The organism is Pantoea sp. C8B4 (assembly GCF_051336905.1).
In the GTDB taxonomy this organism is placed as follows: domain Bacteria; phylum Pseudomonadota; class Gammaproteobacteria; order Enterobacterales; family Enterobacteriaceae; genus Pantoea; species Pantoea rwandensis_B.
The window spans coordinates 20,990-45,455 of the sequence record NZ_JBGMNK010000004.1 but is presented as its reverse complement, the minus strand read 5'-3'; the positions used below and the strand labels follow the sequence as shown (position 1 = coordinate 45,455).

Sequence of the window (24,466 nt, the reverse complement as noted above, 5' to 3'; positions counted from 1 at the left end):
GCATACCTGTCGCATGATGCACTGATTCGAATAACGCATTTATGCGCACTTGCTGGGCGGATAACGAATTGATACCCACCTGGCAACCTTTAAGACACCAACTCCTGCGCATACAGATACAACGCTTTCAGCTGCGCCATCTTCTCCGCATTATCCTCATGCAAGCTCGCTAACGACTCCAGCTCTAACAGGAACGCCTGCACGCGATCGGCATTCAGTGCTTCACGGCGATGCTGCAACCAACGCTGCTGCTCGTGATCATCCAGCGTGCCGGGGAAGTTACGCGCACGATAGCGGAACAGCAGTTTCGCAATACGTTTATCGTCGAAGGTCAAATCCAGTGCCGGTAGATTCTGCGGCGGCGTCTGACGCACAATGTTCATTGCCGCACGATCCGCATCGCTAAAGAAGCCGTCATACAGTTGCGCATCGACATCATCGGAAGGTTTGAACGGCTCCGCTTCAGCAAACAGCGTCACTGCTTTCTCGCGCACTTCGGCATGCTGACGCAGCAACGCCAGGTTCGCCAGACAGCGCTCACGATCTATATTCAGGCGTGCAGCATCTTCAGGACGTAAGGTATTCCCCGGGGCTAACACCGGGCATTTATTAATGTGCACCAGCTTAATCGGCACTGCTGCGCGGTCACCTAACTCACTCTGTTTGGTATACAACCGCTCGCGCAGTTCATCCGCATCCAGTTCCAGCAACGGCGACATATCGCCCGCCAGATCCACCACAATCAGCGCATTACGATTATCCGGATGCCATGCCAGCGGAACGACCCAACTGGTGTTGCCACGTGCCGCACCGAACATGCCGGAGACGTGCACCAAAGGCTTCATCTGCGGAATATCAATCAGGTTCATCAGTTTCTGCTTGTTGCGATGGGTAAACAGAAACTCGAACAACTTCGGCTGCTTCTCTTTCACCAGTTTCGCCATTGCCAGCGTGGCATACACATCCGACATCGCATCGTGCGCCTGTTCGTGCGCCACGCCGTTGGCCTTGGTGAGATGTTCCAGTTTGAAGCTGGGGAAGCCGTCATCGTTTTCCGGCCAGATAATGCCTTCCGGGCGCAGGGCATAACAGGCGCGCATCACATCCAGCAGATCCCAACGTGAATTGCCGTTCTGCCAGCTCCAGCCGTAAGGATCGAAGAAATTGCGATAGAAGATATTGCGCGTCACTTCATCATCGAAGCGCACGTTGTTGTAACCAATCACACAGGTTTGTGGCTCGGTAAACAGCCCATGAATTCGTTCAGCAAATGCCGTCTCTGTTACGCCGCGCGCTTTAGCGACCTGTGGCGTGATGCCGGTGATCATCACCGCTTCCGGCTGCGGCAGATAGTCATCGGCGGGCTGGCAGTAAAACACCTGCGGTTCACCTACGGCGTTGAAATCTTTATCGGTGCGCAGCCCGGCAAACTGCGCCGGACGGTCCAGTGAGGGACTTTTACCGAAGGTCTCGTAATCGTGAAACAAGAAGGTGAACTCAGAGGCGGGCACGGCAGTATCCTGGCAATAGAAAATCAACGCACAGAATAGTCGTGTGCAGCAGGCAGCACAACCTTGTTTACCGCTGCTGCGGGCAGGCACACAGCATTTGTCCGCAGTTCATACTTTTTTTCAATTTATTCAACTATCCAGGCGCTAATTGCCGTAAAACGTGCGGCGGTAAATTCATTTTTTGATTTGAGGAAGAAGTGTTGAAAAGGCGTCTGCTGGTAACTGTATCTGGAATGATTGTTTGGGCATCACTGGCACACGCTGACGACAGCATGCCATTCCCGATGACACCTCCGCCGATCGATGCGGCTTCGTGGGTGCTGATGGACGCGACCACGGGCCAGATCCTCACCGCCGGCAATCCCGATGAAGAGCGTAATCCGGCCAGCCTCACCAAGCTGATGACCGGCTACGTGGTGGATCGCGCGGTTGATCAGAAAAAAATCACCCGTGACGATGTGGTCACTGTCGGTAAGGATGCCTGGGCTGCGGGTAATCCGGTGTTCAAAGGCTCCTCACTGATGTTCCTCAAGCCCGGCGATAAAGTGACGGTACGCGATCTGATGCGTGGCGTAATCATCGACTCCGGCAACGACGCCTGTGTGGCGCTGGCGGATTATGTGGCGGGCAGCCAGGACAGCTTCGTCAATATGATGAACAACTACGTACAGAAGCTCGGTCTGGCGCATACCCATTTTGAAACCGTGCACGGCCTGGATGCACCCGGCCAGCACACCACCGCGCGTGATTTGGCGGTGCTGTCGCGTGCCATCATCAATGGTGAGCAGGATTTCTACGCCATGTACGCGGAGAAAACCCTAAGCTGGAACGGGATTACGCAAAATAACCGTAACGGTTTGTTATGGGATCAAAACCTTCACGTTGATGGCATGAAAACAGGCCATACTGAAACGGCAGGTTTCAACATCATCGCGTCGAACATTGTTGGTCGTCATCGCCTGATTGCGGTGATCATGGGCGGTAAGAGCTCGAAAGGGCGTGAAGAGCAGGCGCGTAAATTGCTGGTGTGGGGCCAGAACAACTTCGATACCGTGCAACTGTTCCATGCAGGTAAGAAAATCGGCACCGAAAACGTCTGGTACGGCAATCCGCACAAAGTGGATGTCGGCACCACTCAGGATATTTATCTGTCTCTGCCGCGCACCGAAGTTTCAAACGTCATGGCGAAATATGTGATTGAGCGTAAAGACCTGGAAGCACCGCTGAAAGCCGGTGAGCAGGTGGGTGAAATCCAGGTGATGGATAAAGATAAGCAGTTGGCGAGCTATCCGCTGTATGCCTTACAAGGTGTGGATAAAGCCGGCATCATCACGCGTATCAGTGACTACGTAAAACAGAAATTGTAATCCGCAGCGGATAGCTGAGTCGCTCCCATGGCACAACAGCATGGGAGTGAAACAGTGAAGCTTTCTGCTGCTGAACGGAGGCAAAGGTATGAAAGCATCTATCGTTGAACGCAATCCTCAAAGCTGGCTGGGCTACCATCTACAGGGGCCGTGGCAGGAAACCGTGCCGCGTGGGTTTAACCAGCTTAAAAGCTGGGTCGAGCAGCATGGTATGACAGGCGAGTGGCTGGCCATCTATTACGGCAATCCTGAAGTTCTGCCGCCGGAAGAACTGCGGGTTGAAACGGTGATCACCGCGCCTGCCGATGCGGTGCCCTCCTATGGCGACGACATCGAACAAGGGTTGCTACCCGGCGGGCCATATTTTCATGCGCGCATGGAAGTGATGAATAACGATTTCTTCACCGCCTGGCACAGCCTGTTTGATCACCTCAAGACGGAAACCGACTGGCAGGTGGATAATCGCCCTTGCTTCGAACACTACCTGTCCGACGGCTCCGACAGTGGCGACTGGCTGGTGGACATGTACATTCCAGTGCGTTCAGCCGACTAATATCATCAGTGCGTTACCTCGATGTTTCATAAGAGAAAATAAGATGTAGCGCACTTGTTGAATCGTAAAAAAAGAGCGGAAATAGTGCTGCGCAGCACTCAATGTTCGTGCCGTGCCAGGGTAACATAGCGCGCAAATTTTTATCGTTTCCGGACCACCATGTTACGCGCCGACAAACCCATCTCTGCCATTGAGTTCTGGTTCTACCGCCACTATCGCGCTGTGCACGGCGTGCGCATCGCTATTGCCTTCGTGCTCTGTTTTCTGTTTGTGCGTTTGACGGATATTCCGGAAGGAACCTGGCCGCTGATCACCCTGGTGGTGGTGATGGGGCCGATCTCGACCTGGGGCAATGTGTTTCCGCGCGTGATCCAACGTATCAGCGGCACTTTTGCCGGGCTGGCATCGGGTTTGATTGCTCTGAAACTGGAGCTGATCTCGCTGCCGATGATGCTGTCATGGTGCTTCGTGGTGATGATTATTTGCGGCTATCTGACGCTGGGTAAGCACCCTTATATGGCGCTGTTGATTGGTATCACGCTCGGCGTGGTAGTGGGTGCACCGGCCGGTGACTTCACCGTGGCGCTGTGGCGTGGCGGCGATGTGATCCTGGGTTCGATTATGGCGCTGCTGTTTAGTGCGATTCTCGCTCAGCGCGCCTATACACACTGGCGCATTCAGTTGTCCGATTCATTTCTGGCGATGGCGAAACTGCATCACACCGGCTTTTCCGCTAACCTGCTGGAAAAACCCAGACTAAACAAACCATTCCAGAAACAGCTGACCAGCGTCATTAAGATGCGCGCACTGCTGGAACCGGCCAGCAAAGAGACGCGCATTCCTAAATCGGTGTTTGAAGCGATTCAGACCATCAACCGTAATATGGTTAACACGATGCAGATGCAAATTGATGCATGGTGGTCATCACGTGAGAGTCACCTGTTGCTGCTCAATGCCCCGACGCTGCGCCGCAGTCAGAAAATGACTGAAGACACGTTGAACGCGCTGGCCACATTGATGGTGAAAGGGGAGACGGAAGGCGTGATCGCCAACAGCCATGAGTTGGAAGAGATCACCCAGGAGCTGGAGCAGTTGATTGCCAACCGCAGCGGGCGCTTAGAGACCACGGCGATCTATGGCTACGTGTGGTTGAGTCTGGAACAGGCGCGTCAACTGGAGCGCATTACGGACCTGGTCCGTCTGGCACTGCGCAAATAGTTTTCTCAGGCAATGACTTAATGTGAATCACCCTTTCTTTGCGCTAAGATAAGTGCCTGTCCGAAATTAGCTGTGAAAATTGCGAACTCAGCTAGCAAGCCGCTAAGCTGTAGCTCACCCGTCATACTTCAAGACGCAGGTGCGTTAGCTACATTCACACACCCCGGTCACTTACTGATGTAAGCTCGCGGGGATGTGTACATTTGCTGCCTTCCTGCGCCTTGAACTATCTAGGGTGTATGACTATTCCGCCTGCCGCGGCAGGCTCAAAGAAAGGTGCCAACATGGAAAATGCCAAGCAATCATTTCAGGACGTGCTGGAGTTTGTACGTATGTTTCGTCGTAAAAACAAACTGCAGCGCGAAATCGTGGATAACGAGAAGAAAGTCCGTGATAACCAGAAACGTGTGTTGCTGCTGGACAACCTGAGCGAGTACATCAAACCAGGCATGAGCGTTGAGGCGATTCAGGAAATCATTGCATCCATGCGTGTGGACTATGAAGACCGCGTCGATGAGTACATCATCAAAAATGCTGACTTGTCGAAAGAGCGTCGCGAGCTGTCGAAGAAGTTGAAAGCGATGGGTGAACCAAAGCCGCAGTAAAAATGTTGGGACCGTAAGGTCCCAAATTTTTTGCAGCGTAACGGCTTTCATTCTGCATTGCCTGCCGCGGCATGCGCAGTAGCCTGTACTGCTTTAACCTGGTCAGGCTTTGGGTTTTAATTGTCGCGCTAATGCCTGCAACTGACCGGCGATCTCCGCCATATCCACATCGCCTTGCGTCGGCGCAGCTGTTGTTTCGCGCAATACCAGCTCGGTTACCAGCGGCAGGGGCTGTACCGCTTCTCCGGCCAGTTCCGCCAACAAGCGGTCCACAGATACCGCCCCCAACTGCTGCAAATCCTGACGCACGGTGGTGAGCGGCGGCTGATACCACGCACTCTCGGCAGTGTCGTCATAACCAATAATCGACATCTCTCCAGGAATCTTCACGCCGTGTTGGTGCAGTGCACGCATCGCCCCAAGCGCCATCTGATCGTTCGCCACCAGCAGAGCCTGTGGCAGGCGATCCGGCAGCAACTGCAATAGCGCGTGATATCCGGATGCCGCACTCCAGTCACCATGCAATACGCATATCGGCTGCAACTGGTGTGACGATAACGCCCGTTGCCATGCAGTGAAGCGCGCACGCGCCGAAGCCGAACTTTCAGGCCCATTCAGCACGCCAATCTGCTGGTGGCCCAACGCGATGAGATGCTCTACTGCCTGCTGCGCACCCGATTCACTCTGATACTGGCACTGGCTGACAGCAGCATGTTGTTCAACATCGAGAAACAGCACAGGCTTACTGCCGCACTGCTGCTGCACCTGCGCCGCCTGTTCAGCATCGAGCGGCAGGTTGATGAGTAGCGCATCAACGCGCTGCGCCAGCAGTTCATTCACCGTGTCCTGGGCATTTCCGGCCGTATTCGCCATGGCGATCACCAGATGGTAACCCTGTGCGGCGGCACGTTCATGGATCGCAGAGGCAATCTGTGCCGGGGCCATCAATGCCAGATCGCTGGTTGCCAGCCCCAGCGTGCGCGTGGCTTTTCCTGCCAGCTGCTGTGCCACGCGGTTGGGCACATAGTTCAGCTGTTGCATCGCGGCTTCGACTTTGGCGCGCGTGCGTGGCGAAACCTGCACGGAATGGTTGAGCACACGGGAAACGGTCTGGTAGGAAACCCCCGCCAGTGCAGCGACATCATCGAGGGTAACGGAACGCGCAGTCATAAACTCTCCTGAATCTGATAGCGGCGAGTGTAGCAAATTTTTCTCTGCTGTCGCGGAGTTAAGCCGCTACACTGCCAGTGTTAATGCGAGGAGAACGCGATGCAGCTCAATAGCCAACAGATTCAGGATATCAATACGCTTGCGGCCTGGCTGGCGCTTGACCACATGCCGACAGATGGCACGCTCGAGGTTGATTTGGCAATTCTTGCCGGTCACGCGGTACTGCCCAACGTTGAAGGTGTGATTGCGCTGGCGAAGAAGTATCAGCTGCCTCTGATGATCAGCGGCGGTATCGGTCATTCCACGGTGCTACTGGCGGAGATGATCGCTAATCATCCGCTTTATCGTCAGATTTCTACCCAAGGCAAAAGCGAAGCAGAGTTGCTGGGCGACATGGCGCGGGTGTTTGCCGCACTGCCGGACGATCAGTTGCTGCTGGAAACCGCCTCACGCAACTGTGGTGAGAATGCCGCCTTCAGCCAAAAACTGCTGGATGAGCAGAAGTGGCAGCCGCAGCATGTGCTGCTGGTGCAGGACCCACTGATGCAGCGACGCACCTGGGAAACCTTCCGCTACCAGTGGCGCGACCGCACCGATGCGCCTGAATTTATCAGCTGGCCGGTGTTTGTTCCGCAGGTGATGATGGATGCCGGTATGCTGCGCATTATCGGTGCGCCGCCGCAAGGGTTGTGGTCGATGGAGCGTTTTCTCTCGCTGCTGATGGGTGAGATCCAGCGCCTGCGCGATGATGAAAACGGCTACGGTCCGCGCGGCAAAGGTTTCCTCGGGCATGTGGATATCCCGGATGAGGTTGAAGCAGGCTGGCAGCGCTTGATGCAACTGAAAGGCGTGCAGTCGCGTCTTTGAACATCAGGCCACCACCCACAGTGGCCCAACAATCCCCGTAGGGTGTGCATGTTGTACGACGGATGTTAACCATCAGGTCACCAGCAACAGCGACCTTACAAACCGCGCAAAGGTGCGCTTTTATGCGCACCTGGCCCGAAAACCGCAGCGGTTAACGTGGCGCAACTATGCGCTGCGATTCTGTAAATACACCTGCAAATTCACATACACCGCATTCAACAACGGCGTCACCACGCCACTGCGTGCGCCTCGCACCAGCAGATCGCCAATCACCTGATCCGCCTCAATCTCATAACCCTGGGTTAAATCGCGATACATTGAAGAGGTCATCGCTACCTGTGGATTATTCAGCGTCTCATAAATCTTTGCCGTGACCGCTGGCCGTTCCTGATAGCCGTCAGCAGCAAGCACTGAAAGCACTTCAGTAAAAATTCCCTGCAACAAGGCTTCACCACCTTGAGATCGCAACACTTGCTGGGTATTACCCCGCGCGATGCAACACACCGCCCCTAAGGTGCTCAGTAGCAGCCACTTCTCCCACAGTTCGCTGATGATGTTGTCAGCAAAGACCGTATCGAATTGCGCGATGTTCAGCGTCTCATCGACACGTTGCAGACGTGCATCATTGTGCCCATCAAGTGCACCGTAGTAGAGGATATGCAGTGGCGTCATCTGCACCACTTCACCTTGTTCACCCAGCGTGGCGTTGATTTTGCAAAGGCCGCCAATCACCTTGTCGCCAAAGCGTGCGCGCAGCGTATCGATATGCCGCATGCCGTTGAGGATCGGCATGATCAGGGTTTCTGGCCCGACGGCGGGTGCGATATCCGCGATAGCCTGATCGAGCCCGAAGCTTTTCACCGTCAGAATGATCAGATCAAACTGGCCTGTCAGCTTGCCGGTTTGCGCCAGCTGCGGCTGAATCACTTCTGTGCCGCCCGGCGTTTTTAGCACCAGACCGTTTTGCTGCAGTTGCTGAAAACGGCGCTCGCGCACCAGAAAAGTCACATCACGTCCTGCTTGCGCCAGACGTGCACCGAAATACCCGCCGGTGGCTCCGGCGCCGACAACCAGAATGCGCATGGTTAGATTTCCCGTTGAGAGTGAGACCCTTACCATAAATCGCAGCGGCAAGGGTTTCCAGCTATCAAATGTTTAATTTTGCACAGATTGCGGCAGTAAGGCGCAGGGCAGATCCTGATAACAGACCGGGCGCAGGAACCGTTGTATCGCTGTTGCCCCTACTGAAGTGGTGCGACTATCACTGGTGGCCGGGAAGGGGCCGCCATGTACCATGGCATATCCCACATCTACGCCTGTCGGGAAACCATTAGCGAGAATGCGCCCGGCACGTTGCTCCAGCAGGGGTAATAAGGTCGCGGCCAGTGGCTGATCCTGCGGTGCTAATTGCAGCGTTATGGTGAGTTGTCCCTGAAGTACCTGCAATGCTGCCATGAGTTCATCCTGATTTGTGCAACGGACCAGCAACGATACCGGGCCAAATACCTCATTCTGCATCTGGGGTTGATGAATAAAGTCTCGCGCGTGAGTGATGTACAACTGCGGCTGGCCCTGATTGGGGCCGTGCTTTTCTTGCCCAACGGCCAGGGGTTCAACCCCTTCTAACCCGGCGAGCGCGGCAGCGTGCTGTTCACAAGCGACGGCAATGGCGGGCGTTAACATGGTGGCGCTGGGCTTCTGGTGTAGGGCTTCACAGGCGAACTGCACAAAGCGATCAAAATCTTCGCCATCACAAGCGAGTACCACGCCGGGGTTGGTGCAGAATTGGCCGCAGCCCAGCGTCAATGAATCAACAAATCCTTGTGCTAATTTCTCTGCTCGTTGTTGCAGCGCGCCGGGCAGTAATAACATGGGGTTAATGCTACTCATCTCGGCATAAAGCGGAACCGGGCGCGGACGTTGCTGCGCCAACTGCAATAACGCCAGGCCGCCGCTGCGAGAACCGGTAAATCCTACGGCGCTGATGGCGGGATGCTGCACCAATGCGCTGCCACTCTGCGCTGACGTGCCGTGTAGCAGTGAAAATACCCCTACTGGCAGTTCGCATTGAATGACTGCTTGCGTGATAGCGCGGGCCACAAGCTCACTGGTACCGGGATGCGCCGGGTGTGCTTTGACCACCACCGGACAACCCGCCGCCAGTGCGGAAGCGGTATCGCCGCCTGCTACTGAGAAGGCCAGTGGAAAATTACTGGCACCAAATACGGCTACCGGACCTAATGGCACCAGGCGTTGACGCAGATCGGGACGCGGCAACGGTTTACGCTCCGGTAGTGCAGGCTCAATAAGGGCTCCCTGAAATGCACCCTGGTCGACCACATCCGCGAACAGATTAAGCTGGCCGATGGTACGCCCACGCTCACCTTCAATCCGCGCGCGGGGCAGGGCCGTTTCCTGCATCGCACGTTCAATCAGTTCATCTCCGAGCACCAGAATGTTTTCGCCAATCTGGCGCAGGAATCGCGCACGCACGTCGAGGCCAGCCTGGCCGTAAGCGATGAACGCCTCTGCCGCGCTTTGACAGGCGGCATCGATTTGCGATGCATCGGCTTCAAAAAAAAGCGGTTCCAGCGCGCAATCTCGTTGTGGATCGATGGCCTGAAAGGCCTGAGCTGCGCCGCGCTGGCGTTGTGTCGCAATAAAGAGTTCTCCCGTGAGTGTCATGCTGTCTCCTCCGTTAATGATTCCACCAGGCGCAACAGCGCCACCATGCCGGGATCGTCGAGCCCCTGCGATTTCCCGGCAAACATCCGGGCGCGCCCCATGCGGTTAGGTAAAGGTCGGAAATGATCGAGCGCCTGCTGCAGAGTGCGCTGCAGGTCGCCAGTTTGAGCGGGTTGTTCCAGGGTGATCGCCAGAGCGTGTAATCCATCCAGGACCGTTTTATCGCCCAGGGTTGCACCGCCGCGTTGGGCTAAGGTGGCGATCACCTGATGCAGCAGTGTGGCGGTCTCGGCACGCGTCAGTTCACTTTTATCCTGACTGAATTTGCTGGCGGTGATCAGCGCTTGCGCGAGTAAGGTACCGAAGCTGGAGCCCGAAGCTTGCATACAGGCCATGGCGGCAACGCGGAAAACGTCGCTCAAGGCCGCATCCGCTGCCACTGTCTGCAGTGCGCTGTCGGTCAGTTGTGCACACTTTTCCAGTGTGGCACCGAGATCGCCATCTCCCAGTTGACCATCCAGCGCATTTAACTCGGCGCTGTATTCGGGGATGCGAGTGCAAACGTGGCGCAAGGTGGTGGCTAATGGCGTCATGGCTGGCTCCAGAAAGGGCTTGAGGCGGGGGCACGCAGCAGGGCTTCCAGCTCGCTATCGAGCGCGCACAGGCTGAGTGAAAAGCCGCTCATTTCCATTGACGTGGCGTAGCGGCCAATCAGAGGTTGCACCAACGTGACCTGCCTATCCGCCATGCGCTGTGCCACCCGGCGATAGAGAATGTAGAGTTCTTCCAGTGGCGTGGCGCCCAGGCTGTTGACCATTACGCTGAGTCGCTCACCGCGCCCGGCAGGGAGTTCCTCCAGCAGTCGATCAATCATCTCGTCGCACAATACATCGGCGGTGCGCAGTTCGCCTTGCCAGATGCCGGGTTCACCGTGGATGCCCATACCCAACGCGATTTCGTTTTCTGCCAGACTAAAGGCTGGCGTGCCCGATTCCGGCACGATGCACGGTGACAGCGCAACGCCAATCGAACGCACCGCGCTGACAGCGCGCTGTGCCGTGGTGGTCACTGCCGATAAATCTGCTCCAGTTGCTGCTTTCGCACCGGCTAATTTATAGGCATACACCAGTCCGGCCACTCCCCGTCGTTTATGGGATTCTGCTTGCGGGGCACTGGCCACATCGTCGGTCATGCGTACCTGGGTGACCGCCATGCCTTCGAGTTCCGCCATTTCCGCAGCCATTTCAAAGTTCATGCGGTCACCGCCATAATTTCCATACAGTTGCAACACGCCGGCGCCCTGATGGCTGGCCTGCATCGCCGTTAAACAGTCTGCTACACGCGGTCCGGCAAATACGTTACCGATGGCGCAGGCATCCACCAGTCCACGGCCCACGTAACCATGAAATAAGGGGAGATGGCCGGAGCCACCACCGGTCACAATCGCGACTTTAGGTTCCTGAGCATGATGCAGTGCCAGCACGCGGCCGCTGTCACCCAGCCGTTGGTAATGGTGAGGATGGGCGGCACACAGGCCGTCCAGCATCTCGTCGACGTAGCGTTGGGGGTCGTTGCAAATTTTCTTCACTCTGCTTCTCCTGTTGCCAGGCGACGCCCCCGCGCAATGTACTGCGCTACTCGGGTAGCGCGGGAAGGTCGCCGCGGCGGGTTGTGATCGAACCTGCGGCAGCCGGGCGGGAAGGTGTCCATCCCAACTCCAGCGATATTTTGTTGGCCATCTCCATCACCAGGCCTGAAAGTCCTTCAAGGCGTGCCAGGGGCAGACGTTCAGCCGCACCGGAGACGCTAATGGCGGCGAAAACCTGACCGTTTGCCGCCCGCACCGGTGCGCCAATGCAGTGCACGTTCAGTTCGTTCTCCTGCAAGTCCAGCGCATAGCCCCGTTCACGAATGCGCGCCAGTTCGGCTTCCAGCGCCTCGCCATCCGTGATGGTGTAAGCCGTGCGTTGTGGCAGCGAATCGGCGATGATTTTGCGAATCAGCCGTGGAGACTGCCAGGCGAGAAACGCTTTGCCCACGCTGGTGCAGTGCACCAGTGCCGCTTCAATACGTGTGATAGTGGTATTGCCGGTACTGGTCATCTCCTGACGCTCAACAAACGCCATTTGTGCACCATCGAAAATGCACATGTGCGTGCTTTCTCCGGTGATCAGTTGCAGTTGTGCGGCATAGGGGCGCGCATGGCTGTCGAGATCCAGGTTCTGAATCACTAAATTTCCCAACTGAAACAGCTTCATACCCAGCTTGTAAGTCTCGCGTTTGCCGTTCTGCTCCAGCAGACCAATATCCCGCAGCGACGAGACCAGTCGGTGCGTTGTCGCGCGCGGCAATCCGGTGCGCGCCGCAATCTCCGCTGGCGTTAAATTGGCATCACGCTGCGAAAAACATTCGAGAATTTGCAGTACCTTGGTCAGGCTTTTAATCGATGCCTGATTCAGTTTTTCCGCCTCGGTTCCGCTGTTTGTACTCATACCCACCTCAAAGATCAGCAACAGAGAAGCGTGCTTCACGCACCCGCTCAGTTCACAGTATTTTGCCCTAATGGCTCTTATACTGAGACACTTGCGCCAGAATAGCGCCTTTTCACGAGCCTGCCACCCCCAACTTCCTTGTATTTCGATTTGTATCTCATATTGTGGGATATGACTGTCAATATGTTCGACTTAATCCTTATTGTAAAGTGGTCATCGAACGATGTCCGACAATGAAGTTCGCTTAATGTTGAAGTCTGTAGAGTGATTTAGTGCCATTTTTTCAGTAATTTAACGCTATGATCGATATGATCAGCGGTTATTGGGTTGTATGAAATTTGATCTTGATATGTGATCTTAATTCCACAATGAGAGATTTGATGTTGATCAATTTAACTATGTCTCACATTAATTGATTAACGCGAGTCGTTATCGCTTTAATCAGCGTCTTGAGAGACAGGAGCAAAAAATGAGTCAGCAGATTGCAAGCCAGGCCAAAGAACTCAAAGCCAAACTGCGCGGCGTCTTGCCGCCGATCACCATGCCCTTCAACGCCGAAGGTGAATTGGTGCGCGGTGGCTTGAAAGAGCAGATCGATTTCATCATTAATTCAGGTGCCAGTGCGATTGTGGTGGGCGGCAGCACCGGGGAAGGGCATACGCTGTCCGATGAAGAGTTTCGCCAGGCCATGCACGAAGCCTATGAAGCCAACAATGGCCGCGTGCCCTTTGTCGCCGGGTTGATTGTTAACAGCACCCGTCAGGCCATTGCACGAGTGAAAATGCTGGAAGGGATGAAGCTGGATGCGCTACAGGTGACGCCCGTGCATTACCTGTTCAAGCCGGACGATGACGCCACCGTACGTCATTTCCGCGAAATTTATGAAGCCACGCAAACCCCTATTCTGATTTACAACGTGATCCCGTGGAATTACCTGAGTCTGGATCTCATGAATCGCATCATGGATGAAGTGCCGGGTGTGGTCGGTATGAAGCAGAGCGGCGGGGATCTCAAGTCAGTTTCTGATTTGCTACTGCGCTGCCCTGAGAAAATTATTGTGAGTGGGGTGGATGCACTGCTCTATCCTGGCTTTGCCATCGGTTGTCAGGGTGCGATCTCGGCCTTGACCAGTGCAGTACCGTCGGTCGTGGCCAGGATGTTCAAAGCAGTGGAAGAGAACGATCACGCCACCGCTCGCGATATTCATTTCCGTCTGAGTGATTTGTGGAGCCAGCTGCCGCACGACAATCTGCCCGCCTGCGTGAAATATATCCAGAGCCTGCAAGGCGTAACGCTGTATCAGCCGCGTCCGCCAATGCAGCCGGTCAGCGATGCGCTCAAATCCAATATTAAAGCGGCGTTTGACCGTCTGATGGGCTGATTTGCACCCCCGCTCAGCGGGACATTATAAAAAAATCACGCCACGACCCGCTTAAAACGGGCGTGGCGGAGGTGCAGAAAGATGAAATTTGACCACAACCCTACACTTGAACCTGATACGGCCTCAGTACCACGGGAAACCCCACGTGAGGTGGTGCGCCCGAAACATCATCTGCGCTGGGCGATTATCGGCATCATTATTCTGTTAACCATTACCAACTACCTCGATCGCGGCAATTTGTCGGTGGCGGCACCCCAGATCATGCAAGATCTCGGCATCAGCCACGCGATGATGGGCGTGATACTGTCGGCTTTTGTCTGGCCTTACGCCATTATGAACCTGCCAACCGGCTGGGCAGTGGACCGCTTTGGTGTCAAAGTCCTGCTGGCACTGGCGGCAGGGCTCTGGTCACTGGTCGCGATTCTCACCGGCTTTGCGCGCAACATCGGCACTTTTATTGGCCTGCGTATCGCGTTAGGGGTCAGTGAAGCACCGTTGTTTCCTGGGGCGTTAAAAGCCACCGATACCTGGTTCCCGGATCGTGAAAAGGCGGCGGCGACCAGCGCCTATATTGCCGCCACTCAAGTGGGGTTAGCCCTGGCTCCGCCGATATCCACGCTGTTAATGGCGGCCTTCGGCTGGCCTGCGATGTTTATCATCATGGGTTTAATCGGTTTTGTGGCGCTGGTGGGCTGGCTGGTGCTGTACCGCGAGCCGGAGAAGCATCCCTGGCTGCATAAAGATGAACTGCGCTATATCCGTGAAGGGCAGGCCACGGCACAGCAGGCATCCGATGCGCCACGCGTGACAGTGCGCGAGTGGGGTGGGCTCTTCAGACATGCCTCTGTCTGGTACATGGTCATCGGTGGATTTTGTCTGCAGTACGTTTTCTGGTTTTACATTGGCTGGTTGCCCACCTACCTGCAACAGGCGCAGGGTTTTACCCTGAGTCGGGCGGGCTGGTTGTCTGCGCTACCTTACATTGCAGGTGGTGTGGCGGTGCTGATTGGCGGACGCTTCTCAGATCGCCTGGTGAGGAAGGGATTGGATCCCTTCAATGCGCGTCGTTATACCATTGCGGGAGCCGCGTTGCTGACGGCCGGCGCGATGTTTGTGACAGCACTGGTGAATGGGGCGGCGCTTGCCGTGGTGATGCTGACGCTGGGCATGTTCACTTACAGCTTGTCGTCGGGTAACTACTGGACACTGGCGGCAGAAGTGGTCACCACTAAAAAATGGGTGGCTTCAGTAGGCAGTATTCAGAATTTTGGCGGCTTTCTTGGCGGGGCGTTCGCGCCCGTAGTCACCGGGATAGTGGTGGATCATTTTGGCGGATTCGTGCCGGCACTGATGCTGGCGGGATTCATGGCGTTGATATCGGCAGGCATGTATGGCCTGGCCTTGCGCCACCGTCTACCGGTCTGACTTTTCAGGAGTGACACCATGGATGCGACATCGCAACTTGCGACCGCTGAAGAGCGCAGTGCGCCCCCTGAGTTGACGCAGCGTCAGCTCAGGCTGACCCTGATCTCTTCGCTGATTGGCACCGCGTTAGAGTGGTACGACTTTTATCTGTATGGCACGGCAGCGGCGTTGATATTTAATCATTTGTTTTTCCCCTCGTTGTCGCCATTAAGCGGAACGTTAGCCGCTTTTGCCAGTTATGGCGTTGGCTTCCTCGTGCGCCCAATCGGCGGGCTGTTCTGGGGCTATATCGGCGATAAATACGGTCGCCGGCCGGTGTTGATCGGCACCTTGATTCTGATGGGTTTAAGCACCACGGCGATTGGCCTATTGCCGGGTTATGCCAGTATCGGCATTGCGGCCCCGTTGTTATTGACCTTCTTGCGCTTACTGCAAGGTTTTGGCGCAGGAGCCGAGTTCAGTTCGGCTATCACGCTCAATGCAGAAAAAGCGCCCGCACACCGTCGTGGTTTCTACGCCAGTTGGTCGGGTGTGGGCATTGGCTGCGGCGTCTTGCTTTCTGCATCGGCCTTTGCCCTGGCACAACAGATGCCACAAGAGGATTTCGTCAGCTGGGGCTGGCGCGTGCCGTTCCTGCTCAGCATCGTGGCGGTGTTTATTGGTGGTGCGATTCGCCTCTATGTGACGGAATCCCCGGTGTTTCGCAAGCTGGCTGCAGAGCAGAAGCTGACGCGCGCCCCTTTTGTGTCGGTGTGGCAAAACCAGCGTCGCAACTTCTTTGTGGCGCTGGGTGCCCGCATGGCGGAGAACACGGCGGATTTCTTCCTGCAAGTGTGGACGATCTCCTATGTCACGCAATCACTGCACGTCAACAGTGCGATTCCCGTGGCGGGTGTGTTGCTTGGGTCGGGCATCGGTTGCATCACTATTCCCCTGTTCGGTGCGCTCTCTGACCGTATCGGCCGCAAGCCGGTTTACATCGGCGGCGCACTGTTGTTTGGCGCGGGCATGTTCCCGTACTTTTGGTTGCTCAACAGCGGTAATCCTTGGCTGATCATTAGCGCCATGGTGGCGATGATCTCGCTGGCTAACTACTCGATGTTTTCGGTTCAGGCAGCATGGTTTGCTGAGTTGTTTGATGGAAGGACGCGTGTCACCGCCATCTCCATGTCACGCGAAATCTCCTCGATCTTTGCCGGTGGGTTGGCGCCGATCATCGCCAGCAGCCTTTTGTTGTGGTCAGGTGGCCACTACGGCGCCGTGGCGATCTACATGATCGTCCTGAGCATTATCACCATTGTTTCCGTGTGGCTGGGTCCTGAGACCCGCGGTTGCCGCCTCGACTAAACCTCAATCCTGCGTCGGGAGTTCAACATGCACTTACATGAATTGACCGCCAGTGCGGCGGTCAGTCGCACCGCTTCGCGCGGAGAAATGCGCAAAATCGTCACCGCCAGCGTGATGGGCACCATTATCGAGTATTACGATTTCACGCTTTACACCACCGCCACCGCGCTGGTGTTCAATAAAATATTCTTCCCCGGTGAATCACCGTTGGTGGGCAGTCTGGCCGCATTCGCCACCTACTTTGTCGGCTACTGTGCACGTCCGCTGGGCGGGGTGCTGTTTGGTCACTTCGGCGATCGTATCGGCCGCAAGTTCGCCTTGATGATGACGTTGATCATCATGGGCCTTGGCACCTTCCTGATTGGGTTGATTCCGCCCTACGCGCAAATTGGCGTTTGGGCCCCCATCGCATTGGTGGTGCTGCGCTGTCTGCAAGGTATTGGCATTGGCGGTGAATATGGTGGCGGGATGACCATGGTGGTGGAACATGCTCCGCCGGAACGGCGTGGGTTTTACAGTTCGCTGGTGCATATTGGCGTGCCAGCCGGGTTCCTGCTGCCGATTATTTTTATCACCATTCTTAATGTGGTATTGGACGAAGCCGATTTCCTCAGCTGGGGCTGGCGCGTGCCGTTCCTGCTCAGCGTAGTGCTGCTGGGGGTGGGGATGTTTATTCGTAGCCAGATTGAGGAAACACCCGCCTTCAAACGGATGAAACGTGATGGCACCCAGGCGAAAGTGCCGGTGCTGGAAGCCTTGCGCTATCACACCCGGGATGTGGTGCTGGGTATCGGTGCCAAAATTGCCGAAAGCGGACTTTTCAACATCTACGCGGTGTTTGCCATTAGCTACTGCGTCAACGTGCTGGGCATGAAAAGCCAGATCGTTCTGTATGGCATCCTGCTGGCTTGCTTGCTGGAGTGCTTCACTTTACCGCTGTTTGGTCGCATGGCCGATCGTTATGGCAAAAAGCGCGTCTATATTGGCGGGATGATCGCTCAGGCGTTGCTGGCGTGGCCCTTTATGCTGATGCTGGCAAGCGGGCAACTTCCCTTGATTTACCTGGCTATCGCACTGGGTCTGGCGATAGGGCACGGCAGCACCTTTGGTGCGCAGGGGGCATTTTTCTCTTCACTGTTCCCGGCACGGGTACGCTACAGCGGCTTATCCCTGGTGCAACAGATCGGCCCGATTCTTGGTGGCGGGTTATCACCGATGATCGCCACCGCGCTGCTGGTTAGCGGGGAAGGTTATGGCTGGGTGATTGGCTATATGGTGTTTATGGCGCTGCTCTCTGCCCTCAGTGCGTGGCGGTTGCGAGATGCAAAGATGGAGTAATCGACAGGATGCCTTACTAAATCAATCGACTTCTGCCTATGTTTAAAAAAGGCTCAAACTGTTCGTATTTACTCGTACAATAGGTCTATGCTGTTGCGCAGCGGCGGGCAATGGTGCCCGCCCACTTTTCCAGTCGAACAGACTAAGGACGCATCATGCCCCGACCCCTACCTATCGAACGTTATCGCAATATCGGCATCTCCGCGCACATCGATGCCGGCAAAACCACCACAACGGAGCGCATCCTGTTTTATACCGGAATGAGCCACAAGTTAGGTGAAGTGCACGATGGCGCGGCAACCACCGACTGGATGGCACAGGAGCAGGAGCGTGGCATTACCATCACCTCGGCGGCGGTGAGCTGCTATTGGCCGGGAATGGATGGCAGCTTCACGCCGCACCGCATCAACATCATCGACACGCCCGGACACGTGGATTTCACCATCGAAGTGGAGCGATCCATGCGTGTGCTGGATGGCGCCGTCATGGTGTATGACGCCGTGGGTGGCGTACAGCCACAGTCGGAAACCGTGTGGCGCCAGGCTAACAAGTACCACGTACCGCGCATTGCCTTCGTCAACAAGATGGATCGCCAGGGCGCGGACTTCTTCCGCGTGGTACAGATGATGAAAGATCGTCTGCATGCCAACCCGGTGCCGATTGTGATTCCGATTGGTGCGGAAGAGCACTTCGCAGGCGTGGTGGATCTCAACAAGATGCGCGCCATCTATTGGGATGACGCCAGCCAGGGCATGACGTTCAGCTATGCGCCGATCCCTGATGAGTTGCAGGCGCAGGCTGCCGAATGGCGTGAGAATATGGTGGCCGCTGCGGCGGAAGCCAGTGAAGCGTTGATGGATCGCTATCTGGAGCAGGGTGATCTCAGCGAAGAAGAGGTCATCGCGGGCTTGCGTCAGCGCACGCTGATTGGCGAGATCCAGCCGATGCTGTGTGGTAGCGCGTTCAAGAACAAAGGTGTGCAGCGCATGCTTGATGCCGTGATTGAGCTGATGCCTTCACCACTGGACGTGCCGCCGGTTTCCGGTGTGAACGAAAAAGGCGAACACGATGAACGCCATGCTGATGACGATGAACCGTTCTCGGCGCTGGCCTTCAAACTGATGAGCGATCCCTATGTGGGCCAACTCACCTTTGTCCGCGTCTATTCAGGCGTGCTGCGCAAAGGCGACAGCGTGTGGAATGCGGTGAAAGGGCGTAAGGAGCGCATCGGACGTATCGTGCAGATGCAGGCTAACGATCGCATCGAAATCGAAGAAATTCGCGCGGGTGATATAGCCGCCTGTGTCGGTTTAAAAGAGGTGACCACGGGCGAAACGCTGTGCGATCCCAATGCGGTAATCACGCTGGAACGTATGGAGTTCCCGGACCCGGTGATCTCTCTGTCGATTGAGCCGAAAACCAAGGCTGATCAGGAGAAAATGGGGCTGGCGTTGCAGCGATTGGCCGCAGAAGATCCGTCATTCCGCCTGCACACCGATGAAGAGTCGGGGCAGACAATTATCTCCGGTATGGGTGAGTTGCATCTGGAGATTATCGTTGATCGCATGAAGCGTGAATTCGGTGTGGAAGCCAACATTGGTCGGCCACAGGTCACCTATCGCGAAACCATTCGTAAGATGGTTCGCGATGTGGAAGGCAAGTTTGTGCGTCAGTCAGGCGGTAAAGGTCAGTATGGTCATGTGGTGCTGACGCTGGAGCCGCAGGCAGCAGGCGCCGGTTTTGCCTTTGAAGATGCCACCAAAGGCGGCGTTGTGCCACGCGAGTTTATTCCTTCGGTGGAGAAGGGGATTCGTGAAGCGCTGAACAGCGGCGTACTGGCGGGTTATCCGGTGGTAGACCTTAAAGCAACGCTGACCTTTGGTTCGTATCATGACGTCGACTCCTCGGAAATGGCGTTCCGCATGGCGGCGATTTTCGGTTTCAAAGCCGCGGCAAAACAGGCTGATCCGGTGATCCTTGAGCCAGTGATGCAGGTGGAAGTGGAGACGCCAGAAGAGTATGCCGGTGGTGTGATGGGCGATCTGTCCTCACGTCGCGGTACGCTGCAAGGCATGGACGAACGCTTTGGCGCTCGTATCATCCGTGCGGAAGTGCCGTTATCGGAGATGTTTGGCTACGCCACCACGCTGCGATCCATGTCGCAGGGCCGTGCCACTTACAGTATGGAGTTTGCGCATTACGCTGAAGCACCACGCAACGTAGCCGAGGGAATTATCGCGGCGCGTGCGGAGTAATGTTATCGGCGGCAGGGAAGCCGCCACTTAATGCCCTTTCAGATCATGACTCGTAAAGTACGCATGACAGCGCCGGATTGCAGATCGCCATAAATAGCGACCTTACGGTTTTATTTCCCGCCTTAAATGATTTCATCACAACCTTTGCCACTATTGTCGTTTTACATTTATTTATCCGGATTTTAATAATTTAGCGGAAATTAAAAACAGACCGAAGTCGGACTGATTAAAAATAACACCTGCTATCACCAAGGATAATATGAAAATAAATGCAATTTCTCTGGCACTGGGCCTCAGTTTGCTCAGCGGCGCACCTCACGTTGTTGCCGCCGATAAACCGGTGACCGGTGGCAGCCTGACGGTGGGCGTAGAAACCGAACCCACCACCTTTAACCCGCAGCTGAACGGCCAGGACAAAGCCGAGATCACACTGCGTAACTTCTGGGAATCGCTGTTGGCACGCCGTCCTGACGGCAGCTTTGTGCCCTGGTTGGCCGAAAGCTATCAGGTCAGCGAGGATAGCAAAACTTTCCGCTTTAACCTGCGCCGCGATGTCACCTTCTCCAACGGTGAAAAATTGGATGCGAACGCGGTGGCTGAAAATTTCCGTCAAACTCAGGTGGCGCAATACTGCGCCGGCACCAGCCTGTGCCTGATGGGATCGCATATCGACAAGATCGAAACGCCTGACGATCATACACTGGTGATCACGCTGAAAGCGGTTTATTCGCCGTTCCTCTCCTTCGCCGCTGGGCTGCAAATCCTCTCTCCATCAAGCTGGAAATCGTCGCAGCTGAAATCCGGCGGTCCAGAGATTGCGGGCACCGGGCCGTTTATTCTGCAAAGTTACGAGAAGGGCCAGCAGGTAACCTTCGTCAAGAACCCGAAATACCACTGGGCGCCAGCCACCGCTAAGCATCAGGGGCCGGCTTATCTTGACCGTGTGACCTATCGCTTCCTGCCAGAATCATCAGTGCGCACCGGCGCGTTGCTCTCAGGTCAGGTCGATGCCATTGAAGGCATTTCGGGTAACGATGCCGGTGAATTCAAGGACAACAGCGATTTCACCTATCAGCATGCGCTGAATACCGGTACGCCGTACTCGCTGTTCCTCAACGTCGAATACGGTCCGACCCAGGATGTGAAAGTGCGTCAGGCGCTGTTGCAGGGGCTGGAGATCGATCCGCTGCTGAAGTCGGTGTATCGCGGTGAACGCACGCGCGCTTGGGGTATCACCTCACCGATTGACCCGCTCTATAACAACCAGTTGGAAGGGAAATACGGCAATAACCCGGATGCTGCCAATAAACTGCTGGATGAAGCGGGCTGGCAAACCCGTGATAGCGAAGGCTTCCGCACTAAAAATGGCGAACGCCTGCGCATTGAACTGATTCAGGCACAGGCCACGGTGCGTGACCAGCGTGACGTGTTGTTGCAGGCTATTCAGGCTCAGGCGCGTCAACGCTTGGGTATCGACCTCAAGCTCAATTATGTGGATTCCGGCACCTATGCGGACGTACGCAAGAGCGGCAAGTTCGGCACCATCGCTAACTCCAACACGCCGACCGATGGCGTCGATATTGAGAATCACTATCGGCCGATAGCCCAGGGGGGTGCGATTAACTACAGTCGCGTCAACGATGCCAGTATCAATACCTTGCTGGATAAGGCGGCCGCAACGCTGGATTTGCAACAGCGCCGTCAGTTCTACAGTGAACTGCAACAGCGCGCACTGCCGCAACTGGCCTTAGCGGTTCCGCTGTACGAACCGGAAGATCAATTGGCCACCGCCAGTTATGTGCACGGTTACGGGTTCCGCAGTTATAAACAGATGCCGGAAAGCGTTTACGATGTGTGGTTAAGCAAACACTGATCCATAAAAACGATTTGTAGCGGCATGATTTATTGCGCGTGTATGAAAAGCAGCTTTATTGCTCATCGGCGCGCGATAAATTTTGCCGCTATGCTGCGTGCCGAATAAAACGAGGGTGTTATTTCCCACAATTAACAAATCGATTGCCACTATTCTCGTTTTACTTTAATTCCCCGGATTTCAATAATTCCCTGAAGATTAATTCAGGAAACCCGCAGATGAGCCAATCTATTCAGGTCGCAACCCCCGACGATGCCGAAGAAATATTTGCCCTGTTACAACGGGCGTACGCCTCGCTGGTGGCGCTGGATGTGCATTTCACCATCTCGCAGGGCAACGTGGAGCAAGTCCGTCGTGTCATTGAACAGGAAACGGTGCTGGTGCTGCGCAAATGGAAGCGAGCAGTGGCGACCGTGACGGTACGTTTTCCATGGCAGCAAGAGACGGATGCGCCTTCCTCTTTGCCGTTTATCCACTGGTTTGCCGTGGACCCCGATTACAAGGGGCAGGGTTATGGCCGTGAAATCATCAGCTACGCCGAAGACACACTGCTGAAACAGACACTTAAAGCGCCAGGCGTCTATCTGGCGACGGCCACTAAACATCCGTGGCTGAGCGAGCTTTATCTGCGTCGTGGCTATCAGCCTTTCTATCATCGTACCAATGCGTTGGGCGAAGCGCTGGTGTTCCTGAAAAAGGAATTCCACCCGCAGCCCATCGCCAATATTGCCTGATTTACCGCAGTTAAAATAACAGGGACATTATGAAAGCGAATTCAATCACGCTCGCACTGGGGCTAGCGTGCCTGCTGATCACGACGGCGACGTTGGCCGCAGAACAACCACGCAACGGCGGTTCACTCACCTATGGCGTGGAAACTGAACCGGCACCGTTAAACCCGCAGTTAAATGGTCAGTCAAAAGCTGAAGTCACGCTGCGTAATGTGTGGGAATCACTGCTGGCGCGCCGCACCGATGGCAGTTTTGTGCCGTGGCTGGCGACGGGTTACGAAGTCAGCCCGGACGCGAAAACCTATCGATTCACGCTGCGTCCTGACGTCACTTTCTCGAACGGTGAGAAACTGAATAGCAGCGCGGTGGCGGAGAACTTCCGCCAGGTTCAAGATCCAAAATACTGCGCCGGAACCAGCATCTGCGCCTTGAGCGCACGCATTGCCAGCGTTGAGACACCCGATAATGACACCGTGGTGATCACCCTAAAAGAGGGTTATGCGCCATTCCTCTCGTTTGCCGCAAAGCTGCAGATTCTGGCTCCCGCTAGCTGGCACTCCCCACAGCTCAAAGCGGGCGGTAAAGATATCGCCGGGACCGGGCCGTTTATCATCGAAAGCTACGAAAAGGGGCAGCAGCTCACGCTGGTGCGCAATCCACACTACAACTGGGCTCCGGCGACTGCACATCACCAGGGTCCGGCATATCTGGAACGGGTGACGTACCGCTTCCTGCCAGAATCCTCGGTACGTACCGGCGCGTTGCTTTCCGGACAGTTGGATGTAATTGAAGGCATCTCGGGGAATGATGCCAGCGAGTTTAAAGACAGTGCGGATTTCACCTACCAGCACGCCCTCAACACCGGTACACCCTATTCGTTATTTCTCAATGTGGACTATGGCCCTACGCAGGATGTGAAGGTGCGTCAGGCGCTGCTACAAGGGTTGGATATCGATCCGTTGCTGAAGTCGGTGTATCGCGGTGAGCGCACCCGTGCGTGGGGCATCACCTCACCCGTGGACCCGCTCTACAACAACGATCTGGAAGGGCAGTACGGCAACAACCCGACGGTGGCCAATAAACTGCTCGATGAAGCGGGATGGCAAGCGCGTGATAGTGACGGTTTCCGCACCAAAGCGGGCCAGCGCCTGAGCATTGAAGTGATTCAAGCACAGGCCACGGTGCGCGATCAGCGTGATGTGCTGCTACAGGCGATTCAGGCGCAGGCGCGTCAACGTCTCGGCGTCGAGATCAAACTGCGTTACGTCGATTCCGGCACCTATGCCGAGGTGCGGAAAAGCGGCCATTTCGGTTCGATCGCTAACTCGAATACCGAAACGGACGGTATCGACATTGAAAACCACTACCGCCCGGTCAATGCCGGCGGGGCGATCAACTACAGCCGGGTAAATAGTCCAGAAATCAACGGCTGGCTCGATCAAGCTGCCGCCACCCTGGATATCAACCAACGCCGCAAGTTCTACAGCCAGCTGCAACATTACGCACTGGCGCAGCAGGCTTTGGCGATTCCGCTGTATGAACCGGAAGACCAGATTGCGGCAGCCCGCTATGTGCACGGTGCAGGTTTCCGCAGTTATAAGCAGATGCCGGAGAACGCTTACGACATCTGGCTAAGTGACCATTAATC

At 55.6% G+C, this 24,466-nt stretch carries 20 protein-coding genes; 13 read left to right on the top strand and 7 right to left on the bottom strand.

Features of this window, described 5'->3' with window-relative positions; all coding sequences use genetic code 11:
- Positions 1–89 precede the first annotated feature (89 nt).
- Positions 90–1,511 (bottom strand): exodeoxyribonuclease I, encoded by a 1,422-nt coding sequence (gene sbcB, locus ACCW76_RS06565; RefSeq protein ID WP_436338083.1) that lies wholly within the window; start codon positions 1,509–1,511, stop codon positions 90–92.
- 200 nt (positions 1,512–1,711) lie between these two features.
- Between sbcB and dacD the strand changes: the two genes are divergently transcribed.
- From dacD to tmaR, 4 genes are all read left to right on the top strand, one after another.
- Positions 1,712–2,878 carry a serine-type D-Ala-D-Ala carboxypeptidase DacD gene (gene dacD / locus ACCW76_RS06560; protein WP_436338082.1) on the top strand — a complete coding sequence of 389 codons (1,167 nt, stop codon included), beginning with the start codon at positions 1,712–1,714 and terminating at the stop codon, positions 2,876–2,878.
- 88 nt (positions 2,879–2,966) lie between these two features.
- Positions 2,967–3,431: a GyrI-like domain-containing protein gene (locus tag ACCW76_RS06555; RefSeq protein WP_436338081.1), complete on the top strand. Its 465-nt coding sequence runs from the start codon at positions 2,967–2,969 to the stop codon at positions 3,429–3,431.
- A gap of 159 nt (positions 3,432–3,590) precedes the next feature.
- Positions 3,591–4,649: an FUSC family protein gene (locus tag ACCW76_RS06550; RefSeq protein WP_034824691.1), complete on the top strand. Its 1,059-nt coding sequence runs from the start codon at positions 3,591–3,593 to the stop codon at positions 4,647–4,649.
- A 284-nt stretch (positions 4,650–4,933) separates the two neighbouring features.
- The gene (gene tmaR / locus ACCW76_RS06545) at positions 4,934–5,254 is read left to right on the top strand and encodes a PTS system regulator TmaR (RefSeq protein WP_034824689.1); all 321 of its coding nucleotides are present in this window, start codon (positions 4,934–4,936) and stop codon (positions 5,252–5,254) included.
- A gap of 102 nt (positions 5,255–5,356) precedes the next feature.
- On the opposite strand, the gene ACCW76_RS06540 is transcribed toward tmaR, so the two are convergent.
- A complete protein-coding gene (locus tag ACCW76_RS06540; protein WP_436338080.1) occupies positions 5,357–6,424 on the bottom strand; it encodes a LacI family DNA-binding transcriptional regulator in 1,068 nt (355 codons plus the stop codon).
- A gap of 99 nt (positions 6,425–6,523) precedes the next feature.
- On the opposite strand from ACCW76_RS06540, the gene ACCW76_RS06535 reads away from it, so the two are divergent.
- On the top strand, positions 6,524–7,291 hold the full coding sequence (locus ACCW76_RS06535) for a YdcF family protein (protein WP_045832287.1): 768 nt from the start codon (positions 6,524–6,526) through the stop codon (positions 7,289–7,291).
- 165 nt (positions 7,292–7,456) lie between these two features.
- Here the strand turns inward: ACCW76_RS06535 and ACCW76_RS06530 are convergent, their stop codons facing one another.
- The 5 genes from ACCW76_RS06530 to ACCW76_RS06510 all read right to left on the bottom strand — a co-directional run bounded on the left by ACCW76_RS06530 (position 7,457) and on the right by ACCW76_RS06510 (position 12,507).
- Positions 7,457–8,374 (bottom strand): ketopantoate reductase family protein, encoded by a 918-nt coding sequence (locus ACCW76_RS06530; protein ID WP_436338079.1) that lies wholly within the window; start codon positions 8,372–8,374, stop codon positions 7,457–7,459.
- Between the two features lie 72 nt (positions 8,375–8,446).
- Positions 8,447–9,976, bottom strand: a complete 1,530-nt coding sequence (locus ACCW76_RS06525; protein ID WP_436338078.1) for an aldehyde dehydrogenase (NADP(+)) — start codon at positions 9,974–9,976, stop codon at positions 8,447–8,449.
- Positions 9,973–10,569, bottom strand: a complete 597-nt coding sequence (locus ACCW76_RS06520; protein WP_436338076.1) for a dihydroxyacetone kinase subunit L — start codon at positions 10,567–10,569, stop codon at positions 9,973–9,975. The genes ACCW76_RS06525 and ACCW76_RS06520 overlap by 4 nt, the downstream gene beginning before the upstream one ends.
- The gene (locus ACCW76_RS06515; RefSeq protein WP_436338075.1) at positions 10,566–11,564 is read right to left on the bottom strand and encodes a dihydroxyacetone kinase subunit DhaK; all 999 of its coding nucleotides are present in this window, start codon (positions 11,562–11,564) and stop codon (positions 10,566–10,568) included. The genes ACCW76_RS06520 and ACCW76_RS06515 overlap by 4 nt, the downstream gene beginning before the upstream one ends.
- 46 nt (positions 11,565–11,610) lie before the next feature.
- Entirely contained in the window at positions 11,611–12,507 is an 897-nt protein-coding gene (locus ACCW76_RS06510) for an IclR family transcriptional regulator (RefSeq protein ID WP_058962277.1), read from the bottom strand.
- Positions 12,508–12,937: 430 nt separating this feature from the next.
- Between ACCW76_RS06510 and ACCW76_RS06505 the strand changes: the two genes are divergently transcribed.
- The 8 genes from ACCW76_RS06505 to ACCW76_RS06470 all read left to right on the top strand — a co-directional run bounded on the left by ACCW76_RS06505 (position 12,938) and on the right by ACCW76_RS06470 (position 24,464).
- Positions 12,938–13,849 (top strand): dihydrodipicolinate synthase family protein, encoded by a 912-nt coding sequence (locus ACCW76_RS06505; RefSeq protein WP_436338074.1) that lies wholly within the window; start codon positions 12,938–12,940, stop codon positions 13,847–13,849.
- 81 nt (positions 13,850–13,930) lie between these two features.
- Positions 13,931–15,274 (top strand): MFS transporter, encoded by a 1,344-nt coding sequence (locus ACCW76_RS06500; protein WP_436338073.1) that lies wholly within the window; start codon positions 13,931–13,933, stop codon positions 15,272–15,274.
- Between the two features lie 18 nt (positions 15,275–15,292).
- Positions 15,293–16,621 (top strand): MFS transporter, encoded by a 1,329-nt coding sequence (locus tag ACCW76_RS06495; RefSeq protein ID WP_436338072.1) that lies wholly within the window; start codon positions 15,293–15,295, stop codon positions 16,619–16,621.
- Positions 16,622–16,648: 27 nt separating this feature from the next.
- Complete coding sequence (locus tag ACCW76_RS06490; RefSeq protein WP_436338071.1) at positions 16,649–17,959, top strand: MFS transporter; 1,311 nt, start codon at positions 16,649–16,651, stop codon at positions 17,957–17,959.
- A gap of 155 nt (positions 17,960–18,114) precedes the next feature.
- Complete coding sequence (gene fusA / locus ACCW76_RS06485) at positions 18,115–20,214, top strand: elongation factor G (protein WP_436338070.1); 2,100 nt, start codon at positions 18,115–18,117, stop codon at positions 20,212–20,214.
- 259 nt (positions 20,215–20,473) lie between these two features.
- The gene (locus ACCW76_RS06480; protein ID WP_436338069.1) at positions 20,474–22,087 is read left to right on the top strand and encodes an ABC transporter substrate-binding protein; all 1,614 of its coding nucleotides are present in this window, start codon (positions 20,474–20,476) and stop codon (positions 22,085–22,087) included.
- A gap of 218 nt (positions 22,088–22,305) precedes the next feature.
- Positions 22,306–22,821 (top strand): GNAT family N-acetyltransferase, encoded by a 516-nt coding sequence (locus ACCW76_RS06475; RefSeq protein WP_038646074.1) that lies wholly within the window; start codon positions 22,306–22,308, stop codon positions 22,819–22,821.
- 29 nt (positions 22,822–22,850) lie between these two features.
- On the top strand, positions 22,851–24,464 hold the full coding sequence (locus tag ACCW76_RS06470; protein ID WP_436338068.1) for an ABC transporter substrate-binding protein: 1,614 nt from the start codon (positions 22,851–22,853) through the stop codon (positions 24,462–24,464).
- The last annotated feature ends 2 nt before the right edge of the window (positions 24,465–24,466 follow it).